The 22,294-nt window shown below is 64.7% G+C and carries 22 protein-coding genes and 2 pseudogenes; 6 read left to right on the top strand and 18 right to left on the bottom strand.

What is annotated here, in order from left to right; all coding sequences use genetic code 11:
* The first annotated feature begins 1 nt into the window (after position 1).
* Genes D1F64_RS17965 through D1F64_RS17980 form a run of 5 tightly spaced genes read left to right on the top strand, consistent with a single transcriptional unit; the run spans position 2 to position 3,804 of the window.
* On the top strand, positions 2-451 hold the full coding sequence (locus D1F64_RS17965; protein WP_117413532.1) for a PaaI family thioesterase: 450 nt from the start codon (positions 2-4) through the stop codon (positions 449-451).
* Positions 448-1,122 carry an enoyl-CoA hydratase-related protein gene (locus D1F64_RS17970; protein WP_205470530.1) on the top strand — a complete coding sequence of 225 codons (675 nt, stop codon included), beginning with the start codon at positions 448-450 and terminating at the stop codon, positions 1,120-1,122. The genes D1F64_RS17965 and D1F64_RS17970 overlap by 4 nt, the downstream gene beginning before the upstream one ends.
* Positions 1,026-1,274, top strand: coding sequence for an enoyl-CoA hydratase-related protein (locus tag D1F64_RS25185; RefSeq protein WP_205470531.1), 249 nt, complete (start codon positions 1,026-1,028; stop codon positions 1,272-1,274). The genes D1F64_RS17970 and D1F64_RS25185 overlap by 97 nt, the downstream gene beginning before the upstream one ends.
* A 20-nt stretch (positions 1,275-1,294) precedes the next feature.
* Positions 1,295-2,305 carry a nitronate monooxygenase gene (locus D1F64_RS17975; RefSeq protein WP_117414698.1) on the top strand — a complete coding sequence of 337 codons (1,011 nt, stop codon included), beginning with the start codon at positions 1,295-1,297 and terminating at the stop codon, positions 2,303-2,305.
* Complete coding sequence (locus tag D1F64_RS17980) at positions 2,302-3,804, top strand: class I adenylate-forming enzyme family protein (protein ID WP_117413533.1); 1,503 nt, start codon at positions 2,302-2,304, stop codon at positions 3,802-3,804. Before D1F64_RS17975 ends, D1F64_RS17980 begins: the two co-directional genes overlap by 4 nt.
* A gap of 139 nt (positions 3,805-3,943) precedes the next feature.
* Here D1F64_RS17980 and D1F64_RS17985 read toward each other — a convergent pair whose 3' ends face one another.
* The 3 genes from D1F64_RS17985 to D1F64_RS17995 all read right to left on the bottom strand — a co-directional run bounded on the left by D1F64_RS17985 (position 3,944) and on the right by D1F64_RS17995 (position 7,601).
* Positions 3,944-4,624 carry a dienelactone hydrolase family protein gene (locus D1F64_RS17985; protein WP_117413534.1) on the bottom strand — a complete coding sequence of 227 codons (681 nt, stop codon included), beginning with the start codon at positions 4,622-4,624 and terminating at the stop codon, positions 3,944-3,946.
* Between the two features lie 62 nt (positions 4,625-4,686).
* Positions 4,687-5,658 carry a TAXI family TRAP transporter solute-binding subunit gene (locus D1F64_RS17990; protein WP_117413535.1) on the bottom strand — a complete coding sequence of 324 codons (972 nt, stop codon included), beginning with the start codon at positions 5,656-5,658 and terminating at the stop codon, positions 4,687-4,689.
* A gap of 23 nt (positions 5,659-5,681) precedes the next feature.
* Positions 5,682-7,601 carry a TRAP transporter fused permease subunit gene (locus D1F64_RS17995; protein ID WP_162901632.1) on the bottom strand — a complete coding sequence of 640 codons (1,920 nt, stop codon included), beginning with the start codon at positions 7,599-7,601 and terminating at the stop codon, positions 5,682-5,684.
* Between the two features lie 199 nt (positions 7,602-7,800).
* Here D1F64_RS17995 and D1F64_RS18000 point away from each other — a divergent pair, with 199 nt between their 5' ends.
* Complete coding sequence (locus D1F64_RS18000; protein WP_117413537.1) at positions 7,801-8,706, top strand: LysR family transcriptional regulator; 906 nt, start codon at positions 7,801-7,803, stop codon at positions 8,704-8,706.
* A gap of 241 nt (positions 8,707-8,947) precedes the next feature.
* On the opposite strand, the gene D1F64_RS18005 is transcribed toward D1F64_RS18000, so the two are convergent.
* From D1F64_RS18005 to D1F64_RS18075, 15 genes and pseudogenes are all read right to left on the bottom strand, one after another.
* On the bottom strand, positions 8,948-9,676 hold the full coding sequence (locus tag D1F64_RS18005; RefSeq protein WP_117413538.1) for an ABC transporter ATP-binding protein: 729 nt from the start codon (positions 9,674-9,676) through the stop codon (positions 8,948-8,950).
* A 3-nt stretch (positions 9,677-9,679) separates the two neighbouring features.
* A pseudogene (locus D1F64_RS18010) lies at positions 9,680-10,425 on the bottom strand (ABC transporter ATP-binding protein).
* Positions 10,422-11,432: a branched-chain amino acid ABC transporter permease gene (locus D1F64_RS18015; protein WP_162901633.1), complete on the bottom strand. Its 1,011-nt coding sequence runs from the start codon at positions 11,430-11,432 to the stop codon at positions 10,422-10,424. The pseudogene D1F64_RS18010 and the gene D1F64_RS18015 overlap by 4 nt, the downstream one beginning before the upstream one ends.
* Positions 11,432-12,316 carry a branched-chain amino acid ABC transporter permease gene (locus D1F64_RS18020; protein WP_117413540.1) on the bottom strand — a complete coding sequence of 295 codons (885 nt, stop codon included), beginning with the start codon at positions 12,314-12,316 and terminating at the stop codon, positions 11,432-11,434. The genes D1F64_RS18015 and D1F64_RS18020 overlap by 1 nt, the downstream gene beginning before the upstream one ends.
* 98 nt (positions 12,317-12,414) lie before the next feature.
* On the bottom strand, positions 12,415-13,563 hold the full coding sequence (locus D1F64_RS18025) for an ABC transporter substrate-binding protein (RefSeq protein ID WP_117413541.1): 1,149 nt from the start codon (positions 13,561-13,563) through the stop codon (positions 12,415-12,417).
* 63 nt (positions 13,564-13,626) lie between these two features.
* Positions 13,627-14,472: a shikimate dehydrogenase gene (locus D1F64_RS18030; protein WP_117413542.1), complete on the bottom strand. Its 846-nt coding sequence runs from the start codon at positions 14,470-14,472 to the stop codon at positions 13,627-13,629.
* 259 nt (positions 14,473-14,731) lie between these two features.
* Positions 14,732-15,070, bottom strand: a pseudogene (locus tag D1F64_RS18035) (LysR family transcriptional regulator); the annotation flags it as partial.
* 7 nt (positions 15,071-15,077) lie between these two features.
* Positions 15,078-15,908 carry an amidohydrolase family protein gene (locus D1F64_RS18040; RefSeq protein WP_117413543.1) on the bottom strand — a complete coding sequence of 277 codons (831 nt, stop codon included), beginning with the start codon at positions 15,906-15,908 and terminating at the stop codon, positions 15,078-15,080.
* A 242-nt stretch (positions 15,909-16,150) separates the two neighbouring features.
* On the bottom strand, positions 16,151-17,116 hold the full coding sequence (locus D1F64_RS18045; protein WP_117414699.1) for an agmatinase: 966 nt from the start codon (positions 17,114-17,116) through the stop codon (positions 16,151-16,153).
* Between the two features lie 23 nt (positions 17,117-17,139).
* On the bottom strand, positions 17,140-17,919 hold the full coding sequence (locus D1F64_RS18050; protein ID WP_117413544.1) for a 3-oxoacyl-ACP reductase family protein: 780 nt from the start codon (positions 17,917-17,919) through the stop codon (positions 17,140-17,142).
* Entirely contained in the window at positions 17,916-18,695 is a 780-nt protein-coding gene (locus tag D1F64_RS18055) for an SDR family NAD(P)-dependent oxidoreductase (RefSeq protein WP_117413545.1), read from the bottom strand. The genes D1F64_RS18050 and D1F64_RS18055 overlap by 4 nt, the downstream gene beginning before the upstream one ends.
* A gap of 6 nt (positions 18,696-18,701) precedes the next feature.
* On the bottom strand, positions 18,702-19,472 hold the full coding sequence (locus D1F64_RS18060; RefSeq protein WP_117413546.1) for a creatininase: 771 nt from the start codon (positions 19,470-19,472) through the stop codon (positions 18,702-18,704).
* Positions 19,473-19,499: 27 nt separating this feature from the next.
* Positions 19,500-20,309 carry an ABC transporter ATP-binding protein gene (locus D1F64_RS18065; protein ID WP_117413547.1) on the bottom strand — a complete coding sequence of 270 codons (810 nt, stop codon included), beginning with the start codon at positions 20,307-20,309 and terminating at the stop codon, positions 19,500-19,502.
* A complete protein-coding gene (locus D1F64_RS18070) occupies positions 20,306-21,130 on the bottom strand; it encodes an ABC transporter permease (protein WP_117414700.1) in 825 nt (274 codons plus the stop codon). The genes D1F64_RS18065 and D1F64_RS18070 overlap by 4 nt, the downstream gene beginning before the upstream one ends.
* Before the next feature lie 68 nt (positions 21,131-21,198).
* Positions 21,199-22,263 carry an ABC transporter substrate-binding protein gene (locus tag D1F64_RS18075; protein WP_162901634.1) on the bottom strand — a complete coding sequence of 355 codons (1,065 nt, stop codon included), beginning with the start codon at positions 22,261-22,263 and terminating at the stop codon, positions 21,199-21,201.
* Between the last annotated feature and the right edge of the window lie 31 nt (positions 22,264-22,294).

Genomic DNA, 22,294 nt, shown 5'->3' on the forward strand with positions numbered 1-22,294 from the left:
CATGCTGGACAAGACCGGGATCATCGAAGGCGAGACCGGCGCGCAACGGCTGGTCGGCTACGTGCTGGATGTGAGCGGGTCCGATGGCTCGGCGCGCTGCACGCTGGATATCGATGCGCGGCACACCAACCGGCACGGCGTTCTGCATGGCGGCTTCTGCGCGGTGTTGCTGGACAACGCCATGGGCGCGACCGCCAGCTTGAGCGTGGATGCGACCGGAAAATGTCCGTTTCTGACCATCTCGATGGCGACGCAGTTTCTCGCGCCCGCGCGCGAGGGCAGCCGCGTCACCGCGACGGGACGGATCACCGGCGGCGGCAGGTCTCTGCTGTTTGTGGACGGCCGATTGACCGACAACGAGGACCGGCTGATCGCCACAGCGCAAGGGGTCTTCAAGCGCGTCCCCGCGGAGCACCTGCCCGGCACGCAACCGGAAGGCCGCACGGAATGACCGATCCGTCAGATCCGATCATTGCGGGCGACGCGCGCGGACCGCATGTGCGCGACGCAGGCGATCACCTCGTCGTCGTCAACCGCAATCCCGGCCGCCGCAACGCCCTCTCTCCGCTGTATTACGAGACCCTGCTGGGCGCCTTGTCCCGGGCCGCCGCGAACCGCGATTGCGCAGCGGTGATCCTGTGGGGGGCGGACGGCTATTTCTGTTCCGGCGGAGACCTGGGCCAGTTGGCCCATAGGCGCGATCTGCCGGAGGCCGAACGGCGCGCCCGCATCGAGGCGCTGCACGACGTCATGCGCGCCATCAAGGCCTGCCCCTGCCCCGTCATCGCGGCGATTGAAGGCGGGGCCGCCGGCGCGGGCCTGTCGCTGGCGCTTGCCTGCGATCTGGCGATCGCGAGCGACACGGCAACGTTTTCAGCCGCCTACGTGAAGGCGGGGCTGGTGCCGGACGGCGGCCTCACCTACAGCCTGTCGAAATCCCTGCCGCCCGCGACGGCCCGCCGGATCGTGCTTTTCGGCGATCCCATCGACGCGCGGGAGCTCGCCCGTTTCGGGCTGATCAACGATTGCGTGGCACCGGGGAAACGCTCGCACACGCCGAAGGTCTGGCCAGGCGCCTCGCCGCCGGCCCCCGCGCCGCGCAAGCCAGCATCAAGGCGCTGATGAACGCCGCTCAGGACGCGGACTTCGCCAGCCAGCTTGACCGGGAGCGCGATGCGATGGCCGCAGCATTTGCTGCACCCGAAGCCCACGAGGGCATACAGGCGTTTCTGGAAAAGCGCCGACCCCACTTCAAGAACCCGCAGGACGACTGATGCCGAAGCGTCCGGATCCAATGTTTGACACCGCCGTGACCCGAATGTTCGGCACCCGCCTGCCGATCGTCGCCGGCGGGTTGATGTGGCTGTCGGAGGCCACCTATGTGGCGGCCGGCGCCCGCGCCGGCATCATGTCGTATCTCACCGCCGCCAGTTTTCCCGAACCGCGCGCCTTGCGCGCCGAAATCGCAAAATGCCGCGCATTGGCCGACGGACATCCGTTTGGCGTCAATGTGTCGATGCTGCCCAAGCTCGTGCCCGGCGACAAGGTCGCGGACACATTCGCGCTGATCGCCGACGAAGGCATCCGTTTCGTGGAGACATCGGGACGCAATCCGGCGCCCTATCTGGACCAACTCAAAGACGCCGGCATCACCGTGCTGCACAAGGTTCCCGGCGTGCGCTACGCCGTGAGCGCGCAGACAGCCGGCGTCGATATGGTCTCGATCGTCGGCGCGGAATGCGGAGGCCATCCCGGGCTTGAGCTGATCGGCAGCATGGTCAATCAGGCCTTGGCCGGGCGGCGCCTCGACATTCCCTATCTGATCGGCGGCGGCATCGGCTGCGGCAGCCAGATCATCGGCGCGCTGGCCTCGGGCGCCAGCGGCGTGGTCATCGGAACCCGCTTCCTCGTGGCGGAGGAAATCCAGGCCCATGACGGTTACAAACAGGCGCTGATATCCGCCGGCGAGACGGATACGGAACTGACCATGGCGAGCGTGCGCAACACCGTTCGCACCCTGCGCAACGAAACGACGCGTCTGGTGACGGAGCTGGAAGCTTCGTCTCCCGACATCGGGATCGACGACCTGCTGCCACTTGTGTCCGGCAAGATTGGACGCAAGGCTTATGAGACGGGAGACGTGTCGCATGGGCTGCTCTCCGCAGGCCAGGCGCTCGGCTTCACGGATGCCATAGCCCCGCTCGCGGAGATCGTCCGCGCTCTGGAAGACGAGATGCAACACGCGCTCGAGCGCTTGCGCCAGTTACAAACAACTCACGGTGAACAGGGAGACGTAAGGGCATGACGATCGCGCGGATCCATGACCTGGTTCAGGTGGCGGCGAAGGATCGCGGCGGCAGCCTCGCGATCGTCGATCACAACGGGCGCGGGTTTTCGTGGACGGAGTATGCCACCGCGGTGCGCGAAGCAGCCGACATCCTGTCTTCAAACGGCATTCTTCCCGGCGACCGGGTGATGCTCATCGGCGAGAACTGCACGGCACTTGCGGCCTTCGTCTTTGCTGCAACCACGGTGAAAGCCGTCGCGATCCCGGTCAACGCCCGCATGAGCGGGCCCGAACTGGCGCGGATTTCAAGCCACGCCGAGCCGCGGTTGACCATCTGGACCACCGATGTCTCCGCCGACGCTCAGGCACGCGCGCATGATGCCGGAGCAAGGCCCGTCGAGTGCAGTTTTGGCCGGATCGCCCTGGCGCGGGACGTCCCGGCGGACAGTGACGACACCGTCCCGGACGACGTGGCGGTACTGCTCTACACCACCGGCACCACGGGCACGCCGAAAGGCGTCATGCTGACCCACGGCAACCTGTTGTTCGCCGGCGCCGCGTCCGCCCGGCTGCGCGGCATGCTGCCCGATGACGTGATCTACGGCGCGCTGCCGCTCACCCATGTTTTCGGCCTCGCCTCCATGCTGATGGCAAGCGCTCACGTGGGCACGGCGGTTCGACTGGCGCCGCGCTTCAAGGCCGACAAGCTGCTGAGCGCGCTCAAGCATGACGTGACCCTGTTCCCCGCCGTTCCGCAGATGCACGCGCTGTTGATGCAGCACACGGCAAGCCTTGGCGAGGACCGGCTGACGGGATCGAAACTGCGCTACGTCTCCTCCGGCGCCGCGCCGCTCGACCCGGCATGGAAACGCAAGGCGGAGCTCTTCTATGGTCTGCCGCTGCAGAACGGCTACGGCATGACCGAATCCACGGCCGGCGTCAGCAGCACCAGGAATCCCATCGGCTCCCCGGACACCAGCGTCGGCAAGCCGCTTCCCGGCGTCGAGGTGCGCATCGATACGCCCGCCGGCAATCAGGACGGCGTGGGCGAGGTGCTCACCCGCGGCCCCCATGTGATGGCCGGTTATTTCCGCAACCCGGAAGAGACCGCCCGCGCGCTCGACAAAGACGGGTTCCTGCGGACAGGCGATCTCGGCCGCCTGGACGAGGACGGCAACCTGCACATCGTCGGCCGCGCGAAGGAGCTGATCATCCGCTCGGGCTTCAACGTCTATCCGCCGGAAGTCGAAGCCGCCTTCAACGACCACCCCGATGTGGTGCAATGCGCGGTTGTCGGCCGCCGCACGGACGACGGCAACGAGGAGGTCCTGGCGTTTGTGCAATGCGCGGACCCGGACGCGGTCGATCTGGATGACATCCGCGCCTTCGCCAACCAACGGCTGACCAGCTACAAGCGCCCTTCGCGCATCATCCTCACCACGTCGCTTCCCGCCGCCTCGACCGGGAAGATCCTCAAGCACGCGCTTCTTCAGACGTTTGCCGCGGACCTCGCCTGAGCGCACGAAGCACGGCGCGGGAGCGGTTGCCCGTCCACATCGCAACGCAATACGGCGGACGATGAGGATCTCATCGTCCGCCGTTGTGTTTCCGGGCAGCAGCCAGAGCCCCCCATGCGGGACCGGCCGCCTCGTGCGGTCAGGCCAGGTGCTTGGCGAAGAATTCTTCCGTGCGCGCATGCGCCTGCTCCGCGACATCGGCTACATATTCAGCCGCACGCGCGTCATTGGCGAAGGCATGCCCGGCCTTGTAGGTGTAGACCTCGAAATCGGGAAGATAGGCCTGGGCTTCCGCCAGCATCTCGGGCGTAACATGGCTGTCGTTGATGCCGAAGTGGCCCTGCAGCGGCGCCTTGAGCGGGCTGTCGAGATACTGCGGCAGCCGGGTGCCGTAGAACGCCACGGCCGCGCCGATGTCGAGCTTCTGGGCTGCGCGCAGCGCGAGACCGCCCCCCCAGCAGAATCCGATCACGCCGACCTTGCCGCCCCTGGAGGCGAGCATCTTCGCGGCGGCGTCCACGTCCATCATCGTCTTGTCGAGATCAGCGGTCAGCATCAGGTCGCGGCCGATCAGTCCCTTGTCGAAAGGCACCACGGTACCCGGCGCTTGCCGGTCGAACAGCGCGGGAATCGCAACGTCATAGCCCTTGGCGGCGTAACGCGCGGCCACGCCCTTGAGCTGATTGGTGACCCCGAAGATTTCCTGGAGGATCACGATGCCGCCGCGGCGCTCGCCGCGCGCGGGCTCCAGCCAGCAATCAAACTCATGGCCGTCGGAGGCGGTGATCCGGATCATGTCTCCCTTGGGCGTGTCGTTCATGAGGCTACCTGTCTTTGTTGCACGGTATCGGGCTGCCCGCGACCGCGGGCAGCCCCGGTGGATCATTCGCCGACGGTGATTCCGGCCTCTTCGTAGTACTTCAGCGCGCCGGGGTGATAGGGCACACCGTTGGCCGGCGCCATCTTCTCGGGCTTGGCGTTTCCGAAAGCGCCAAAGCTCGCCTTCAGCGCATCATTGTTCTCGGCAACGATCTTGGTCATCTTGTAAACCAGCTCATCCGAGGCATTGACGCTCGTCAGCATCATCCACGGAACCTGCATGATGTTGGCGGGCTGCTTCAGGCCCGGAATCTTTTCGTTGGCCTTCATGGCAATGATGTTGCCGGCGGGCAGAAACTTCTTGAACGCAGCCACGCCTTCGGGCGAGTCGTCCAGCGAGACATACTGCAGACCACCGCTGCCGGAGAGCTTGGCCTCGACCTGCTTGCCTGCGCCATTGTTGAGGCTGACGAGCGCGACGTCCACAAGCCCGTCACCGAGCGCGTTGATGCCGGCGACAAAGCTCGACACAGGGACCTTCTGGAAGTCGTCATAGGTCATGCCGCCGTTGGCCAGGCCGCCGCCGATGTAATAGGGAATGATCGTGGACTTGGTGTATTCCGAAGCTATCTTGAGTTCCGAGGCCTTTGCCTTGAGGTCCGCGACGGTCAGGATCCCGCTGTCGGCACGCACCATGATGCCGGTCGTCAACGGGAACATCACGCCAACGAGCCGCAGGTTCGGGTGCGCGCGGTCATAGTTGCCGGTGCCGGTCAGCGCGAATTCCGCCTCGACGCCGTTGGAGAAGCCGAAATCGACCTCGCCGTTGTCGATCAGCGGCAGATAGCCGACGAGCGGCTGCGTGCGGGCCGTAATCCCGTGGTCATTGGCCACCTTGGCAATGGCCTGTCCGGAGTTGTAGGCAAGCGATCCCTGCGCGCCGGTCGCGATGGAGACGACCTGCGCCGAGGCCATGCCGGTTGTCATCAGGCCGCCGAGCAGGCCGCCGATCAGTAGTTTCGTGACATGTTTCATGAGAATTCCTCCCTTGGTTTTCGTTAGTTGACTTGTTTCTTGTGTGCGCTACCGCGCTTGAGAACGAACAATCCGATCGTCAGCATCACGACCGCGACCGTGCAGGCGGGATGCAACAACTCGAGCTCTTCGGGCAGATAGCTGATCGGCAGGGCGCCGAAACCCAGAACGCCGACGACAACGCGCAGCCCAAGGCCGAGCCGCTCGTGCAGATACCCCACCATGGCCGCGCTGATCGCCGCGATTCCGACAGCGGACATCGCCGCGGCGGCGATGATCTCGACAAGGCTTCCCTCCAGCAGGAGCGCCGGCGAGCCCACGAAAATGAACGGAATGATGTAGGCGGCCCAGCCGATCCGCATCGCCGCGAGCCCCGTTCCCAGAGGATCGGCCTTGGTGATCGTCGCCGCGGCAAAGGCGGCGAGCGCCACCGGCGGGGTGATCATCGACATCATGCCGAAATACAGAATGAAGAGATGCGCGGCGATAGGAGGGATCCCGGCTTGCACGAGCGACGGGGCGACCAGCGCGGCGAGCAGCACATAGACGCCTGACGTCGGCATTCCCATGCCCAGAATGGTGCAGATGATCGCCGAGGTCGCCAGCAGCAGGAACACGTTCTCACCAATCGAATTGACCAGCATCAGCGTCAGGGCGAAGCCGAGACCGGTGATGTTGAGAATTCCGATCACAAAGCCCGCGGCCGCCACAATGAGGATCAAATCGACCATCGATATGCCCGTGTCCACGAACACGTGACGCAGGGTCTTGAACGACAGCCTGTCGCCGCGATAGCCGCGCGCAAAACCAACGACCACGATGGCGATGGACGCCAGAAGAGCGGAGTCCTCGGGATCAAGGCGCCACCAGAACAGCGCGCCGAGCAGCACACCGAACGGAATGAGGAAATGCCAGCCCGCCAGCATGACCTCGCCGACGCTCATCAGCTCTTCGTCGGGCTGCGCAACATTGTCCCGGCCGGCGATCAGATCGACCTGCACGAACACCGACACGTAGTAGAGCAGCGCCGGAACAAGCGCAGCGCCCGCCACCGTCATGTAGGAGATATCGAGAAATTCGGCCATCAGGAACGCGGCCGCGCCCATGATCGGCGGCATGAGCTGCCCGCCGGTCGAGGCGACCGCTTCCACCGCGCCCGCATCGGTTTTGGAATAGCCGCCGCGCTGCATGAGCGGGATCGTCACCACGCCGGTGGTCACCACGTTGGAGACGGCGGAGCCTGAAATCGAGCCAAAGAGCGCGGAGCCCATCACCGCGATCTTGGCGCTGCCGCCGCGCGTGCGGCCGGTCGCGGCCATCGCCAGATCGGTGAAGAACGTGCCGCCGCCGGCGGCGAAGAGAAGCTTGCCGAAGAAGACGAACAGCAGGACGATGACGGTGCCGACCCGCAGCGGCGTCGAGAAGACCGCGGACGGATCAAAGCCCACATATTGCACCAGCCGGACCGGGCTCAGTTCCTTGCCGATCAGGGCGCCGGGAATCTTGTCGGCGAAAAGCGAGTAGACGAGGAACACCGCGACGATGATGAAGAGCGTCAATCCGGCGCGACGGCGGATTCCCTCCATCACCCCGATGGTCACGACGCTGCCGATCACGGTGATCTGCCAGGGCCGGTAGAATTGCTCGGTCAACAGCCACGAGAAATCCCAGGCCGCATACATCAGCACCACGAAACACGTCAGGGCGATGGCCGCATCGAGCAGCCCGAGCTGTGTCTTTTCCTGTCCCTTCCAGCCGAAACGCAGGAAGCAGATCGTCAGGGCGAGGCCGAGTTGCAGCGCCAGATATTGTTCAACGAGAATCGCGAAACCGAGCCGGGTGGGAGTCTCGATGTTCCAGAGAATACAGGCGACGGACATGAGCGTCGCCAGAACGGCGACAAGGCCGTTCACCAGTGAACCATTGTGTGCAGAGCCGCGCATTTCCACCCTCGCTCGCCGATTGTTCTTGGCTTTTTGCTGTTCGGCAGCCTTCCCCGTCTCGCCGCCCGAGATCGATGCGGACATCGATCCTCCTCCTGGCGGCAAGAGACGCTCGAACGTTAATCAGACGAATTACATTATGCAAATTCATGTTCGTGTTCTAAAACATCATCAGAGATGATGTTGGGACGTTTCAAGCATGAACCTGCACACATTCGACATGAACCTCTTTGTTGTCTTCCACACGCTCATGGCCGAACGCAGTGTGACACGAACGGGCGAGCGCCTTGGCAGAACCCAGTCCGCCATTTCCAACTCGTTGAAACGGCTGCGCGAATTGTTCCACGATCCGCTCTATGTACGCACGCCGCACGGACTGGCGCCGACACCGCGGGCACTCGAGCTGCACAAGTCGGTCGCCGAGATCATCCGGCTTTCCCAGGACTGCCTCTACCAGGAAGCCGATTTCTCGCCGGAAACCGCCAACGTCCGCTTCGTGATCGGCGCTCCCGACCGCCTGAGCCTCCCGGTCATCCTGCCGTTTCTCGAGGATATTCGGAACACCGCCCCCGGCATATCGATTGATCTGAGAACAACGGACCGCGGCCACGCCATCCAGTTGATCGAGGATCAGGAGATCGACGTCGCGCTGGGCTGGTTCGACCAGCTGCCGCCAACGATCAACCGCCACTACGCCAACACCGAAGCCTTCACCTGCCTGTGCCGCAGGGATCATCCGATCCTCAACCAGTCGGAGCCCGCAAGTATCGAGATGATCCTGTCGTTCCCGCATCTGGTCGTCAGCTCGAGCGGCGACCGCCAGGCGGCCTTCGACGCAATCCTGAAACGCGAGGGCCTGACGCGCCGGTCGGCCATGTCGCTGACCAATTTCACGATGGCACCCAACCTGCTCCAGCGCAGCGACATGATCGGCGTGTTTACGAAACGCACGGCCGACTATTTCGCCTCCCATTTCGGTCTGGCGACCTATCCGGTGCCGATGGAAATGGAAGCGATCTCGCACGACCTCATCTGGCACCGGCGGTTCGACACCGACCCGAAACACATGTGGCTTCGCCAGAAGATGCTCGCGGCCTGCAGCTGAGGCGCGCGCCTCAAGAGACGGCGGCCCTTGCGAACAAGGGGCCGATCCTTCGAGACGCCGTCTTCGGCGGCTCCTCAGGACGACGTTGAGCGAGTAGTGATTTCATAAAAATATCAACACGATAACGTCATCCTGAGGAGGCCCGAAGGGCCGTCTCGAAGGATCGGCGCCAAATTCGGATGGCACCTGGTTCAGGCGTCCGCAGCCAAGGTGCGACTCGCGAACACTTGGAAATCCGGAATCACTCCACCACCTCCTCCTCAATGTGGCCGCCGAGGAACAGGCGTCCGACACGCGGATCCGCCAGGAGCTTGTCGGCGCGGTCGTGCATGCGCGTCTGGCCCAGCTCAAGCACCAGCCCGTAGTCGGACATCGCAAGCGCAGCCTTGGCGTTCTGCTCGACCATCAGGATGGTGACGCCCTGGTCGCGCAGCCTGATCAAGGTCCGGAACACTTCCTGCACCAGGTTCGGCGACAGGCCGATCGACGGTTCGTCGATCAGGATCAGCTTCGGATCGAGCAGCAGCGCGCGGGCGACCTCGAGCTGCTTCTGCTGGCCGCCCGACAGTTCGATCGCCTTGCGGTCCTTGTGCTCCTTGAGCATCGGGAACTGGTCCATGACGATCCCGATCCGGTCGCGCAGCTTCGTCTGGTCGCGGGCCGTGATCCCGCCGAGTTCGAGGTTGTGATAGACCGAGAGCTGGGGGACGATGTTGCGTCCCTGCGGCACATAGGTGACGCCGCGCGCGATCATCTCGCGCGGCTTGAGCCCCGTCACGGCCTGCCCGTCGAGCAGGACCTCTCCCGAACTGATATTCAGCAGGCCGAAGATCGCCTTGAACACGGTCGACTTGCCGGCGCCGTTGGGGCCGATCACCGTGGTGATCGAGGCCTTCGGGATCTCGAAGCTGACCCCGTTGAGGATGGTGATCTTGCCGTAGCCGCCATAAAGGTCTTTCAGTTCCAGCATGGTTCAGCCCCCAAGATACGCATCGATGACCTGCTGATTGGCGCGCACCTCCTCGGGCCTGCCTTCGGCGATGATCGCGCCCTCGGCCAGCACGATGATGTGGGTGCACAGCGACATGACGAATTCCATATTGTGCTCGATGACCACGAAGGTGCTGCCGTGTTCGCGGTTGTAGGTGAGCAGGCGGTCCTTGAGGTTGGCCAGCATCGTGAGATTCACGCCCCCGCGGGCTCGTCGAGCAGCACCAGGTCCGGCCCGGCCATGAAGGCCATCGCGGCGTCGAGCAGTTTCTGCTGGCCGTAGGACAACGATCCGGCCGTCTCATTGCGCAAATGGCCGAGCCGGAAGAACGCGATCAACTGGTCGGCCGCATCGGTTAGCCCGGCATCAGGCGCGCCGAACAGCCGCGACAGCATGGTGCCGTGGTGCTCCTGACCGGCCAGGATGATGTTGTCGAGCACCGTCATCTCGGGGAACACCGAGAGCTGCTGGAACGTGCGCCCGACACCGAGCTTGTTGAGATCGCACGCGCGCATGCCCGCCACCGGGCGGCCGTTGACGAAGACCTCGCCCTGATTGGGCTTGAGCTGGCCAAGCACGCAGTTGAACAGCGTCGACTTGCCCGAGCCGTTGGGCCCGATCAGTCCCAGGATCTCGCCCCTGCGAACGTCGAAGCTGACGTCACGCACGGCGTGAATGCCGCCGAAGGATTTCGAGATGTTGCGCACGGAAAGAACGACGTCGCTCATAGCTTCGCTCCTTCCTTGAGATCGGCCCGCGCAACCCGGCCGGGCCGGAATTTCAACACGAGCCGGTCGCCCAGCCCCATCAGGCCGCTCGGCGAATAGACCATCAGGATGATCACCGCGCCGGAATAGAGAATGAGATAGTAGCCTTGCGTGAAACGCAGCACCTCGGGCAGCAGGATCACCACCGCGGACCCCAGCATCGGACCGAAGAAATAGCCCGCGCCGCCGACGACCACCATCAGCAGCAGGCGCAGCGAGTGCAGCAACGCAAACGAGTTCGGTTCGATGAACTGGACGACAGGAGAGACAAGCGCCCCTGCGAGACCACCGGAGGCCGAGCCGATGGCGAACGCCAGCAGGGTGATGCGGCGCGTGTCGAGCCCGAGGCTCTCCGCGCGCACCGGGTTCTCGCGCAGCCCCTTGAAGGCGCGCCCCCACGGCGAGCGGACCAGCCCGTACATGAGCGCGGCGAAGACCACAAAGACCGCCAGGCAGAGATAATACATCTTCTGGTTCGAGGTGATGGGGAAGGACAGAAACGTCGATTTCGAGGCGGTGTCGACGAACCAGAAGTCCGGGCGCGGCATGTTGAACTTGCCGTAGGAACCGCCGGTGAGCCAATCCTCATTGCGCAGCACCAGCACCACCAGCGTGTTGAAGGCGAGCGTGACGAAGGCGAGAAAATGACCCTTGACCCGCAGCGCCGGAAAACCGACCAGCAGGCCCACGACAAAGCAGCCGGCCACCGCCGCGGGCATGGCGATCAGCCAGGGAATGCCGTTCAGCGTCATGATCGCGGTGATATAGGCGCCGATCGCCATGAAGGATGCCTGCGCCAGGGATATCTGGCCGGCATAGCCCAGAGTGAGATTGAGCCCCATGGCCGCGATCGTGAAGATCAGCCAGGAGCACAGGATCAGGCTGATGTAGTTCCCCTGCCCGATCGGCGCGGCGACCAGCACGCACAGACCGAGAAGGACCCACACCCATTTCGGAACGGCGCGCATCAGACCGCCCTTCCTTCCGCGGTGCCCAGAAGGCCCTCGGGCTTGAACATGATGACGCCGATCAGCAGCACCAGCGGCACCGCGGCGCGGTATTCGGCTGTGATGTAGGTGGCTGTGAAATTGTCCAGCAGGCCGATCAGCAACCCGCCGGCGATGGCGCCGCGGATCTGGTTGAAGCCGCCGACGATCGCCGCGATGAAGGCGATCATTCCGAGGTACTCGCCGTTGGAGAATTTGGCGAGATAGACGGGCGTGATGAGGAAGGACGCAAGCGCCGCGAGCGCGGCGTTGATCAGGAAGGTGTAGAGGATCATGCGGTTGGTATCGACGCCGAGAATCTCGGCCACGCCGGGATTCTGCGCGGTCGCCTGCATGGCGCGGCCGGTCCGCGTGCGATTGAGAAACAGTGTCAGCGACACGACGATCACGAACGAAATGACGAGATGGGCGATATCCGTCAGAGACACGACGGCGCCGAAGACATCGAGCGTTCCGCCGGACACCAGCTCGGGGTAGGGCTGGGCCTCGGCGCCATAGAATTCCTTGACGCTCTCTTTGAGGAAGATCGCCAGCGCCATCGTCGCAATGATCAGCGACAGCCCGCCGGGACGGCCGCCGCGCGTCATCGGCTCGACGATCACGCGCTTGAACAGATAGCCGAGCACCAGCATGGACACGCCGAGCGCCGCCAGCATGGCGAGCGGAAACGGCAGCCCGAGGTTCATGGCGATCAGGACGAAAAAGGCGGGCAGCATGACGAATTCGCCCTGCCCGAAATTGACCGTCTGCGCGGCCTGCCAGATCAGGGTGAAGCCGATCGCCACAAGCGCATAGATCGACCCCGTCGAGAGACCCGACAGCATCACCTGGAGGAATTGTTCCATACGTTCCGTCCTGAAAGAGTAATACCAGCGGCGGCGATTGTCGGCCCCATTGGTATAAGCGGGGCGCCGGCCCGTCCGGCGCCCCGCGGCATGCCGACCTAGCGGGCCGGCACAGTGCCGATCACGACCTGCTTGCCCTCGCGGACCTCGGTCATGAAGCTCTCGCGCGCCATCTCGCCGGTGTCGTCCCAGGACGTGGTCAGGAGCATGCCGGGATACTCGGCGGCATCCAGGGTCAGCCCGTGCATCTTGTTGGCGAAGGCTTCCTGATCGAAGGCGCCGTTCATCTCGGTCACATATTTGACCGCATAGACGCCGATGTAGCCCTTCAGACCGTTGTGGTCCGTGTCGCGGCCGTACGCATCCTTGAATTTCTTCGCGAATTCCTGGATCGACGGGACGCTGGCTTCCGTGGTGAGCCCGACGTGCGCGAAGGCGCCGTTGGCGGCGTCACCGGCAAGGTCGATGACCTTCTGGCTGGTCAGCGTCACTTCGCCTACCAGCGGTATGCCCAGGCCCTGCTTCTTCGCCTCGCGCAGCAGGCGGGCGGATTCCTCTTCGTTGGTATAGACGAAGGCGGCTTCCGCACCGGACTCCTTGATCCGGGAAATGTCGGCTGCGAAATCGGCCTGGCCCTGTTCGGACGGCACGTCGGCGACGACCTCGATGCCCGCGTCCTTCATCTCCTCGATGAAGACGTCATGACCGCCCTTGCCGAACTCGTTGTTGACCCATGAGACGGCGATCGTCTTCACGCCGAGGGTGTCCTTGAAGTAGGCGGTCAGCGCGGGAATGCCGCGCGCCGAGCTCGACGACGTGCGGAAGATGTAGGGGTTGCCCTGCTGGGTGATGTTCGGCGCCTCGGAGCCGGTCATCTGCGGCACGCCGGCCTGTTTGGCCACCATCATGTTGACGATGGTCGAGCCGGAATAAACCGTGCCGATGATCGCGTAGGCGCCGGCATCGATCGCCTTCTGAACGAGAGCCCGCGAGGTCTGCGGGTCGGTCTGCGTGTCGTAGTCCGGAACATCGATCTGCTTGCCGAGAATGCCGCCGGCGGCATTGATCTCGGCGGCCGCGAGCTTCGCGCCGTCACGGTAGTTGGTGCCGGACACGGCGCCCGCGCCGGACAATTCGCACACGCAGGGCAGCAGGACCGTTTCCTGCGCGACGGTCATTTGAGGAACGGTGGTCGCGGCCATCAGGACCGAGAACGCCGAAGCGGCGAGCATGGTACGTCTGTTCATCATTTTCTCCTCCCAAGTGTCCCCGGCACAGCCGGGGGTTCGAAGCTTTTCGCTTCAAATCGTTTACGCGCCAGGTGTCTTGGCGCGGATGTCGTCGATCAGCAGCGCCCGAAGTTCGCCCGTGATTTCAGGCGTCTGCTTGAACCAGCGGCGGAACCCCTCCACGCCCTGGTGCAACAGCATGCCCAATCCGTCCACGGTGCGACAGCCCTTCGCCTTGGCCTGCTTCAAGAGATCGGTATCCAGCGGCGCGTAGATCACGTCGTAAACGACGGTCCTGGCCTGAAGCCCCGTCAGGTCGATCTCGAGCGGCGGCTGACCGATCATGCCGAGGCTCGTGGTGTTGACCAGCAAGTCCGCACCGGCCAGCAAGCCGCCCACCGCATCAAGCCCGTGCGCGCTGACGCCCTTGCCGAATTGCTCCGCGAGCGCCTCCGCCTTGGATATCGTGCGGTTGCAGATCGCCACGTCCAGTCCGCGTTTCATCAGGCCGTAGGCGGCCGCGCGCGTGGCGCCGCCGGCGCCCAGGATCACCGCGCGCTTCGCCGTCCTGTCCCAGCCGGGAACCAGCTCGTCGATGTTTCCCATGAAGCCGAGCGAGTCGGTGTTGCCGCCGGTAAGAGCCCCGTCGTTCCACCAGATCGTGTTGACCGCGCCCATCGCCTTGGCGTCGTCATCGATCGCGTCGAGATAGGGAATCACGGCCAGCTTGTGCGGAACCGTGACATTGCCGCCGATCCAGCCCGCCTCCCTGAAGCCCGCGAAAAACGCACCCAGTTGCTCGGGCGGAATGTCGAGACGCTCATAGCTCCCCTCGATCCCCAGGCGCTTGAGCCAGTAGGTATGCAGCATGGGCGAGCGGGAATGCGCGATCGGGTGCCCCATGACGAAGGCGCCGTTGACTGTCATGTATCGAACTCCTCACGAAATGCTGTGTGCGGCGGACAAACCATCCGCCGCAGGCTTGAACGGAGACGGGGATTGCGCGCGACACCATGCATATGCGTCATGCGACAATCCCCTGGCTGGTCACGGGCGCCTTCGCCGTGTCCGCTTGAAAGCGCAGGTATCGCAACTGGATGGAAACCTGGGCCAGCGCCATTTCCTCGCCGGTCTGGGTCTTGAGACCAAGCCTGGCCGCGTCGTTCAGCCGTTGTGTGACCGCGGGCTTCGCCACCGCGCGCGGCACCATCACGTTGGCGATGCTTGGCACGGAGGCGAAACTCAACGCGCGCCCATCGCCGCTGCCCAGCCGGCCGATCGCCACCTGCAGGTCCTCGACCTTGCGGTGGATGCTGTCGAGCAGATCGAAAATATTGCGCGCCTCCGGAGTCGGCACGAAGCGCCCGTGCCTCCGGTTGAACAGCCGCACGCCGAGGCTGTCCTCGGTGTATTTCATCAACCGGCTGATGCCGGGCGCCGATACGTTGAGCAGCTTGGCCGCGCCCGCAATCGTGCCGGTCACCATGATGGCCCGCACGACCTCGATCTGGCGGAGGGTCAGCACGGCACGATCACCCGCCGAAGCCGAACAACTGCCTGGGCGTTTCCCAAAACAGCTTTCGGCGATCGGCCGGATCCGGGAACAGGGTTTCGGCCAGTCTGACGAGCGGTCCGTAATCCTGACGGTCCGTGGCGCGCAGATACGGCCAGTCCGACGCCCACAGGCAGCGGTCCAGCGTGAATGCCTGGACGAGCGCGCGGACATAGGGCCAGCAGTCCGCGAACGGATAGGCGGCGTCAGAGAACTTGTTGTAGCCGGAAAGCTTGACGTGAACCCGCCCGGTCTGGGCGAGATCGAGCAGCGTGCGGAACCCGGGCTGGTTCAGGCCGTCCTTCACCGTCGGGCGGCCGCAGTGATCGATCAGAACCCTGACGGGGATCGTCTCGATCCACGGAACGAACGCGCGCAGCTGGTCGTGCTCGTACTGAAGGTTCAGGAACATGTCGAGCTCGGCGAGCTTCCCGATCAGCGCGCCGGCATCGCGGTAATAGTCGACGCCGTGAAACGTCGGATTGAAGGCGATGCCGATGACCCCCTGCTCCTTCAACGCGGACAGGGTATCCACTCCCGCATCTAGATCCACGACGGCCACGCCCTTGAAGACATCGGGATAGCTGCGCAGCGCGTCGAGCATGCAGCCGTTGTCGCCGCCATAGCCCGAGTTGGGCTGCACCAGCAACGTGTGATGGGTCCCGAAGGTCTTCATGACCTCCAGGTGCTGCGCGGTCGTGCCGATTTCCTGACCCGAGGGGTGATAGGCGACCTGCGGGCTGTATGGAAAGCGGGCGGGATCGAGCACGTGGGCGTGGCAATCGATCTTCGGCTCGTCAAAGACGCTCATTAAAGTCCTCCCCGGCGGGACTTGTATGCGCAATCCGGCGAGCCGTTCAATCAAATTGCATACCCCCTCCTCCCGGCGCCGCCTGCGCGCCACCGGCAAGGCCCGTTCGTGCATGTGCGCCGAAACGGCCGCGCCGCGCGCTTTTCCTGCCGTTGCAAGGCCATGAAACGACGCGCGGAGGCGAGCGAAGAGCGGACCATGAACCAGGGGGTCCCAGACAGCCTCTCGCGGGCCGTCGTGTCTCAGGACGCAGCGGCACACGCGGCCAGGACGCACAGCAGTTCGAACATGATCGAGACGCCAAGCCACGCGGTGCCGCCGGAGGCATCGAACGGCGGCGAGACCTCGACGAGATCCGCGCCGATCATGTTGACGCCGGCGAGTTCGCGCACCACCTGCAGCGCCTGGAACGAGTTCGGCCCGCCGACTTCCGGCGTTCCGGTGCCGGGCGCGAACGCCGGATCGACGAAGTCGATGTCGTAGGACACATAGGTCGGCGCATCACCGACGATCGCGCGCGCCTCCGCCATCACGTCCTCGACGCCACGAGCGAAGAACTCCTCGATCATGATCAGCCGGATGCCGACGGACTTGGCGAAATCCTTGTCCTCGGTGTCATAGGCCGTGCCGCGAATGCCGATCTGCACCACGCGATTTGGATCCAGCAACCCCTCCTCCACCGCCCGGCGGAACGGCGTGCCGTGGGTGTACATCGAGCCGTTGAAGTAGCTGTGGAACAGGTCGGTGTGGCTGTCGAAATGGATCATGCCGACGGGCGCATCCGATGCCAGCCCGCGCAGGATCGGCAAGGTGCACAGGTGATCGCCACCGGCGGTGAGCGGCACGATCCCGGCCTGCTTGACGCGACCGTAGAAGGTGGAAAAGCGCTCCAGACTGTCCATCAGATCCGCCGGGTTCGGCGCAACATCGCCGAGATCGGCGCAATTGACCAGCTCGAACGGCCGGATGCCCGTGGCCCCGTTGCCGGCGCGGATCATGGTGGAGAGATCGCGCAACTGGCGCGGGCCGTGGCGCGGGCCGGGCCGGTTGGTGGTGCCGCCGTCCCACGGCGCACCGATCAGCCCGATCGCGACCTCGGCGATGCGCGGATCGTCGAGATCCACATGCGGCAGGCGCATGAAGGTCGGAATACCGGCATAACGGGGAAGGTCGAAGCCCGACACGGGATGGTAGAAAGGATCGCTCATCGAAATCTCCGAAAGGTTGGCATTCAATACATCGCGCTGCCGCCATTGGCGCCATAGCACTGCCCGGTAACGAAACTGGAGCCGTCGCCGGCGAGAAACACCGCCAGATCGGCGATCTCTTCCGGCCGCGCCAGCCGCGCCAATGGCGTCGCCAGATCCTTGGCCAGTGCCTCGGCGCTCATGGTCTCCGCCGAGGTCATGTCGGTGTCCACCGGACCCGGTGCGATCGCGTTGACGAGAATTCTCGGCGCAAGCTCGCGCGCCAGAGACCGGGTCAGCGAGACGATGCCGCCCTTGGACGCGCTGTAGGCGCTCATCTCCTCGCGGCCCAGGAAGGCCAGGTCGGACGAAATCGTGATGATCCGGCCGGCGGGGGCCGTTTCGGGCCGCGCCAGCATCATCCGCGCCGCCTCCCGGCAAACGAGAAAGCTGCCGCGCAGGTTGACCGCCACAACCGCGTCGAAGTCCGCAGCCGAGGTCTCGAGCAAAGGTGCCTCGCGCAGGATGCCGGCGTTGCTCACCGCGACGTCGAGCGTCCCGAAGGTCTCGGCAATTTCCGCGAACATCGCCAGCACAGGATCTTCCCGCGACACATCCGCGACGATCTCGATGGCGTGCGCGCCGGCAGCACGCAGCTCCTCGATCACCTTCTCGGCGCTGGTGTCATCGCGGTGGCAGATGGCCACATTGGCGCCCTCGCGCGCGAAGGCCAGCGCGATCGCCCGGCCGATACCACGCGATCCGCCGGTGACCAGCGCCGTGCGGCCCGCGAGACTCCCCCTGCCCGAGAGACTTCCGCTCATACCATCACCTCGCCCCGATCGGCGTTGATCGCCTGACCGGTGATGTTCGCTGCCGCGTCGCTGGCGAGAAACAGATACAGTCCCGCGATGTCGGCCGGTTCCATCAGCCCGCCGATCGCCTGCCCGCCGACGATCTCGTCAAGCAGCGCCTGACGGTCCGCGCCGGTGGCTGCCGCCATGACATCGAGCGAGCGCATAGAGGCTTCCGTCCGCACCCATCCGGGACAGACGGCGTTGACCGTGATCCCGCGCGGCCCCAGTTCCTTCGCCCATGTGCGGGTCAGCCCGATCAGCGCGTGTTTGGAGGCGATATAGGCGGAGAAATCCGGCACCGCCGTCTTGCCCCAGATCGACGAGGTGACGACGATGCGGCCGCCGTCCGCGATCCGGCCGGCCATTTCACGGGTGACATTGTTGGTGCCCGCCACGTTGATCGCCAGGACGCGGGCGAACGTCTCGTCGATGGCGGGATCGGCGTCGCCCAGCGGCGTCGCGCGTTCCAGCCCGGCGTTGTTGACGAGCACGTCGAGGCGCCCGATGCCGGACAAGGCGTCCGCCACCGCCGCGCGGTCAGAAATGTCGCAGACAATGCCGCGCACGGATCCTGACGCGCCGTGAGCCAAGCGGTCCGCCGCCGCGTGAATGGCGTCGTCCTCGGCGAGCACGATTAGTTCCGCCCCGGCTGCCGCGAAGCCTTCGGCGATGCCGTAGCCGATGCCGCGGCTCGCGCCGGTCACGAGCACCGTCTGCTTTGAGAAATCGAATGTCGCGCCCATATCGCCTCAGCCCAGCTCAAAAAACTCGCGGCGCACCGCCGCGGTGATATCGCGCCGGTACTGCGCGGCGATCAGCGCGCCCTTTTCCGGGCTCGCCCCCTTGGCGGAGACCAGCGAGCCTTCCGGCGCGACCCATTCACGGCGCGGCGGCCAGACGTCGTAGCACGGCGCATCCGCGGCCGCATTGTCGGGCACCTTGTCGAACCGCACCAGTTCGGGATGGAAGTTCATCATCAGCGAGGTTTCCAGCACCGCGGCATGTTCCAGCTCGATGCCGGGGTAACCGTCCGGGAACACCGCCGTCAGCGTCTCCTCGGTCAGGAACTCCCAGTGTTGCAGGCACATGACCCGCACACCCCTGTCGCCCACCTCGCGCATGGCGAGATCGATGCCCTCATTGAGGAACCACAGATTCTCGTAGTTCCCGTCGAGCACGCAGATGCGCCGCGCGCCGTGCCGCACAAGCTCGCGGATCACGTCGCGCACCACGGCCGACAGCGTGGCGCCGTCCAGCCCGGTGCTGCCGGGAAAGAACGGCCCGCCGGCAGAGCGCGTCATCGACTTGTAGCCATAGGTCACCGGCGCGGCGACAACGCCGCCAACTTCCGTCGCGATCTCGCGCGCGATCGCGGAGGGCAGCAGGTAGTCGACCGACATCGGCAGATGCGGGCCATGCTGCTCCAAAGCTCCGGTCGGCAGAAACACCACCGGGTTGGTTTCGAGCGCCGCGGCATATTCCGGCCAGGTCATTTCCGACATCATCACCGTATCGGTCATGAATTTTCCTTGTTCTGTTCAGGCGGTTCAGTCCCGGGCGCCTTCGTCGCGCATCAGGCGCATGATCTGGCGTTCCATATCGCTGTAGCCGGGCAGGCCGATAACCTGTTCCTTGTCGGCGATCCGCCGGCCCTGCTTGAACTCCGGCACGATCTCGGTTTTCACGCGGCCCGGGTGGCGCGACATGAAGACGATCTTGTCGGCGAGGAAGATCGCTTCCTCGATGTCGTGGGTGACCATCACGATGGTGGTCTCCGCGCTCTCGGCGATTTCGACGAGCAGTTCCTGCATGTGCCAGCGGGTTTCCGCGTCCAGCGCGCCAAACGGCTCGTCCATCAGCAGCAGCTCGGGATCGTTGGCGAGCGTTCGGGCGATGGCGACCCGCTGGCGCATGCCCCCCGAAAGCTGAGACGGATAGGCATCGGCGAATTTCGTCAGCCCGACCAGCTGAATGTAGTGCGCCGCGCGGTCGCGTCGTTCGGCCGCGGCCACGCCGTTCACCTTCATGCCGAACTCGACATTCCTGCGCACGCTGAGCCAGTCAAAAGACGTATAGGCCTGAAACACCATGCCGCGGTCGCGGCCCGGCCCTTCGATACGCCGCCCCTCGAGCACCAGATCCCCTGAGGTGGGCGCCTCGAGACCCGCGATCATCCGCAAGACCGTCGACTTGCCGCAGCCGGACGGACCCAGGATCACGCAGATCTCGTTGCGACGAACCTCAAAGGACACGCCGGAGATCGCCTCCACCGTGCGGCCCTTGCCGATGTCGAAAATCTTGCCGACATCGTCGAGCGTCAGGATCGCGGGGCGCTCGGGCTGGGGCGCGGACGTCATCGCCGCTTCTCCTCGATGTAGGGGAACAGCCAGCGATGCAGGCGTACGAACAGCAGATCGCAGATCAGGCCCAGCGCGCCGATCACCACGATCCCGGCCATGATCTCGTCTGTGTGCAGGAAGCGACGCGCGCGCATCATCATCGCGCCGATGCCGGTGGTGGAGGCGACGATTTCCGCGATCACCAGATAGGTCCAGGTGACGGCGAGCATCTGCCGCATGGCGACAACGATGTCGGGCAGCACGGCGGGCAGGATCACCCAGCCGACGGTCACACGCCGGCTGGCGCCCAAAGTCATCGCCGTCTCCACGAGTTCGTGTCGCACGTTCCTCGTGTGGTCCATCACCAGGGTGATGAGGAAGAACACCACGCCGATGAACAGCAGCGCCAGCTTGGGCGTCTCACCGGTGCCGAACCACATCAGCAGGATGGGAATGAAGGATGGCACCGGCAGATAGCGCCAGGCGGAGACAAACGGATTGACGATGCCCTCGAAGGCCGGGAACGCGCCCATCATCACGCCAAGCGGCACGGCGACCAGCGAGGCCGCCAGGAAGCTCGCGAACACCCTTCCGATGCTGATCAGCACGTCGCTTGCGAAACCGCGTTCGGCGAACAGCTCATAGATCGTGACCAGTACCTTCTGCGGCGCGGGAACCAGCAGGTCGTTGACCATGCCGGCGGCCGACGCGGCCGCCCAGATGCCGAAGAAAACCGCCCATATGCCGATCGCCGAGACGATCATCTGGGTCTTCGATATCGGCTTGCGGATCTGCAGGAAGCCGGACTGCCGGGATTTTCCTCGAGAAGGGTCGGACATGGAGGCCTCGAAGGCTGTCGGCATTGCGGGAAAGAGACGCGGCGCATGGCGCGCGCCGCGCCGGTATCCTAGTTGGCGGTGAAGGACTGGCGATAGCCACTCTCGACCAGATCACCCATGAGGCTGCAATCGATCCCCTTCGCGGCCTCGACCATGTTGGTCATCAGGCCGAGCTTGATCCACCATTTGTTGGTCAGCGAGACCACGTCGGCCATGGAATCGTTGGCGAGACCGAACGGCGGGTCGCCATCGAGAACGCCGCACATGCGCGCCGCTTCATCGAAGTCGAACATGTAGATGCCGCCCTCGAAGCTCTTGCCGTTGGTGCCGATGACGAAACCCACGTCCTCGGCCGGCCACTTCAGATACTCGGCGATCAGCGCGTTGGTCTCTTCGGTGTGGTCGTGCCAGTAGCCCAGCCCGTCCCACCGCGCCTTGAGCACGGCGAGCGCGGCCTTGCGGTCGTTGGCGATGAATTTCGTGTTCATGAACAGCGAGTCCATGAAGATGCCGGTCTTGAGCATGGCCGGGTCGGAGGTGTTGACGACGCTGCGCGCGCCGTCCATCGCCTCGAGCACCTTGGTAATCCAGGGCTCGTACATGTAGGCAGCGGATAGATCGCCGGAGAGCATCGGTCCGACCGCCTCGTCGGCGTTGAGGTTCACCCACTCCACCTTGTCCGGCGTGATCCCCTGGCTGTCGAGCCAAAGGCCCATCAGCAAGTGACCGATATAGGCCTGTGGTGCGGAGACCTTCTTGCCCTCGAGATCCGCGGCCTCGACGTCCGGCGCCAGGATGATGTGGTCCACGCCGTAGGACGGGTTCATGAAGGCGACGTTCACGACATCCGTGCCGCGGTCCACGGTCAGCGGGATGTAGTCCGCGGTGCAGCCGTAGACGTCGATCTGGCCGGCGGCGAGCGCGGCGTGGCCGCCCAGCGGGTCCTCGAAGATCGTCAGGTTGAGATCATAGTCCGGGATCAGATCCTTCTGCCGGGCGACCTCGAGCATCGCGTAACCCGGCCAGGACACGCAGATCCCAACATTGATGGTGTCCTTCGCTTGCGCGGAAGACGTGAGGAGCGACGCCGCCATGGCGGCCGCACCGATGAAAGACAGGACCTTGTTCGTCATTGTTCGCAGACTCCGGAATGGCTGGCTCATG

Origin of the sequence: Breoghania sp. L-A4 (assembly GCF_003432385.1) — a bacterium.
Taxonomy (GTDB): domain Bacteria; phylum Pseudomonadota; class Alphaproteobacteria; order Rhizobiales; family Stappiaceae; genus Breoghania.

Bases quoted from the DNA above. Each gene is read 5' to 3' on its own strand.
- D1F64_RS17965 (WP_117413532.1), top strand. From the start codon at position 2: ATGCTGGACAAGACCGGGATCATCGAAGGCGAGACCGGCGCGCAACGG.
- D1F64_RS17970 (WP_205470530.1), top strand. From the start codon at position 448: ATGACCGATCCGTCAGATCCGATCATTGCGGGCGACGCGCGCGGACCG.
- D1F64_RS17975 (WP_117414698.1), top strand. From the start codon at position 1,295: ATGTTTGACACCGCCGTGACCCGAATGTTCGGCACCCGCCTGCCGATC.
- D1F64_RS17980 (WP_117413533.1), top strand. From the start codon at position 2,302: ATGACGATCGCGCGGATCCATGACCTGGTTCAGGTGGCGGCGAAGGAT.
- D1F64_RS17985 (WP_117413534.1), bottom strand. From the start codon at position 4,624: ATGAACGACACGCCCAAGGGAGACATGATCCGGATCACCGCCTCCGAC.
- D1F64_RS17990 (WP_117413535.1), bottom strand. From the start codon at position 5,658: ATGAAACATGTCACGAAACTACTGATCGGCGGCCTGCTCGGCGGCCTG.
- D1F64_RS17995 (WP_162901632.1), bottom strand. From the start codon at position 7,601: ATGCGCGGCTCTGCACACAATGGTTCACTGGTGAACGGCCTTGTCGCC.
- D1F64_RS18000 (WP_117413537.1), top strand. From the start codon at position 7,801: ATGAACCTGCACACATTCGACATGAACCTCTTTGTTGTCTTCCACACG.
- D1F64_RS18005 (WP_117413538.1), bottom strand. From the start codon at position 9,676: ATGCTGGAACTGAAAGACCTTTATGGCGGCTACGGCAAGATCACCATC.
- D1F64_RS18015 (WP_162901633.1), bottom strand. From the start codon at position 11,432: ATGCGCGCCGTTCCGAAATGGGTGTGGGTCCTTCTCGGTCTGTGCGTG.
- D1F64_RS18020 (WP_117413540.1), bottom strand. From the start codon at position 12,316: ATGGAACAATTCCTCCAGGTGATGCTGTCGGGTCTCTCGACGGGGTCG.
- D1F64_RS18025 (WP_117413541.1), bottom strand. From the start codon at position 13,563: ATGAACAGACGTACCATGCTCGCCGCTTCGGCGTTCTCGGTCCTGATG.
- D1F64_RS18030 (WP_117413542.1), bottom strand. From the start codon at position 14,472: ATGACAGTCAACGGCGCCTTCGTCATGGGGCACCCGATCGCGCATTCC.
- D1F64_RS18040 (WP_117413543.1), bottom strand. From the start codon at position 15,908: ATGAGCGTCTTTGACGAGCCGAAGATCGATTGCCACGCCCACGTGCTC.
- D1F64_RS18045 (WP_117414699.1), bottom strand. From the start codon at position 17,116: ATGAGCGATCCTTTCTACCATCCCGTGTCGGGCTTCGACCTTCCCCGT.
- D1F64_RS18050 (WP_117413544.1), bottom strand. From the start codon at position 17,919: ATGAGCGGAAGTCTCTCGGGCAGGGGGAGTCTCGCGGGCCGCACGGCG.
- D1F64_RS18055 (WP_117413545.1), bottom strand. From the start codon at position 18,695: ATGGGCGCGACATTCGATTTCTCAAAGCAGACGGTGCTCGTGACCGGC.
- D1F64_RS18060 (WP_117413546.1), bottom strand. From the start codon at position 19,472: ATGACCGATACGGTGATGATGTCGGAAATGACCTGGCCGGAATATGCC.
- D1F64_RS18065 (WP_117413547.1), bottom strand. From the start codon at position 20,309: ATGACGTCCGCGCCCCAGCCCGAGCGCCCCGCGATCCTGACGCTCGAC.
- D1F64_RS18070 (WP_117414700.1), bottom strand. From the start codon at position 21,130: ATGTCCGACCCTTCTCGAGGAAAATCCCGGCAGTCCGGCTTCCTGCAG.
- D1F64_RS18075 (WP_162901634.1), bottom strand. From the start codon at position 22,263: ATGACGAACAAGGTCCTGTCTTTCATCGGTGCGGCCGCCATGGCGGCG.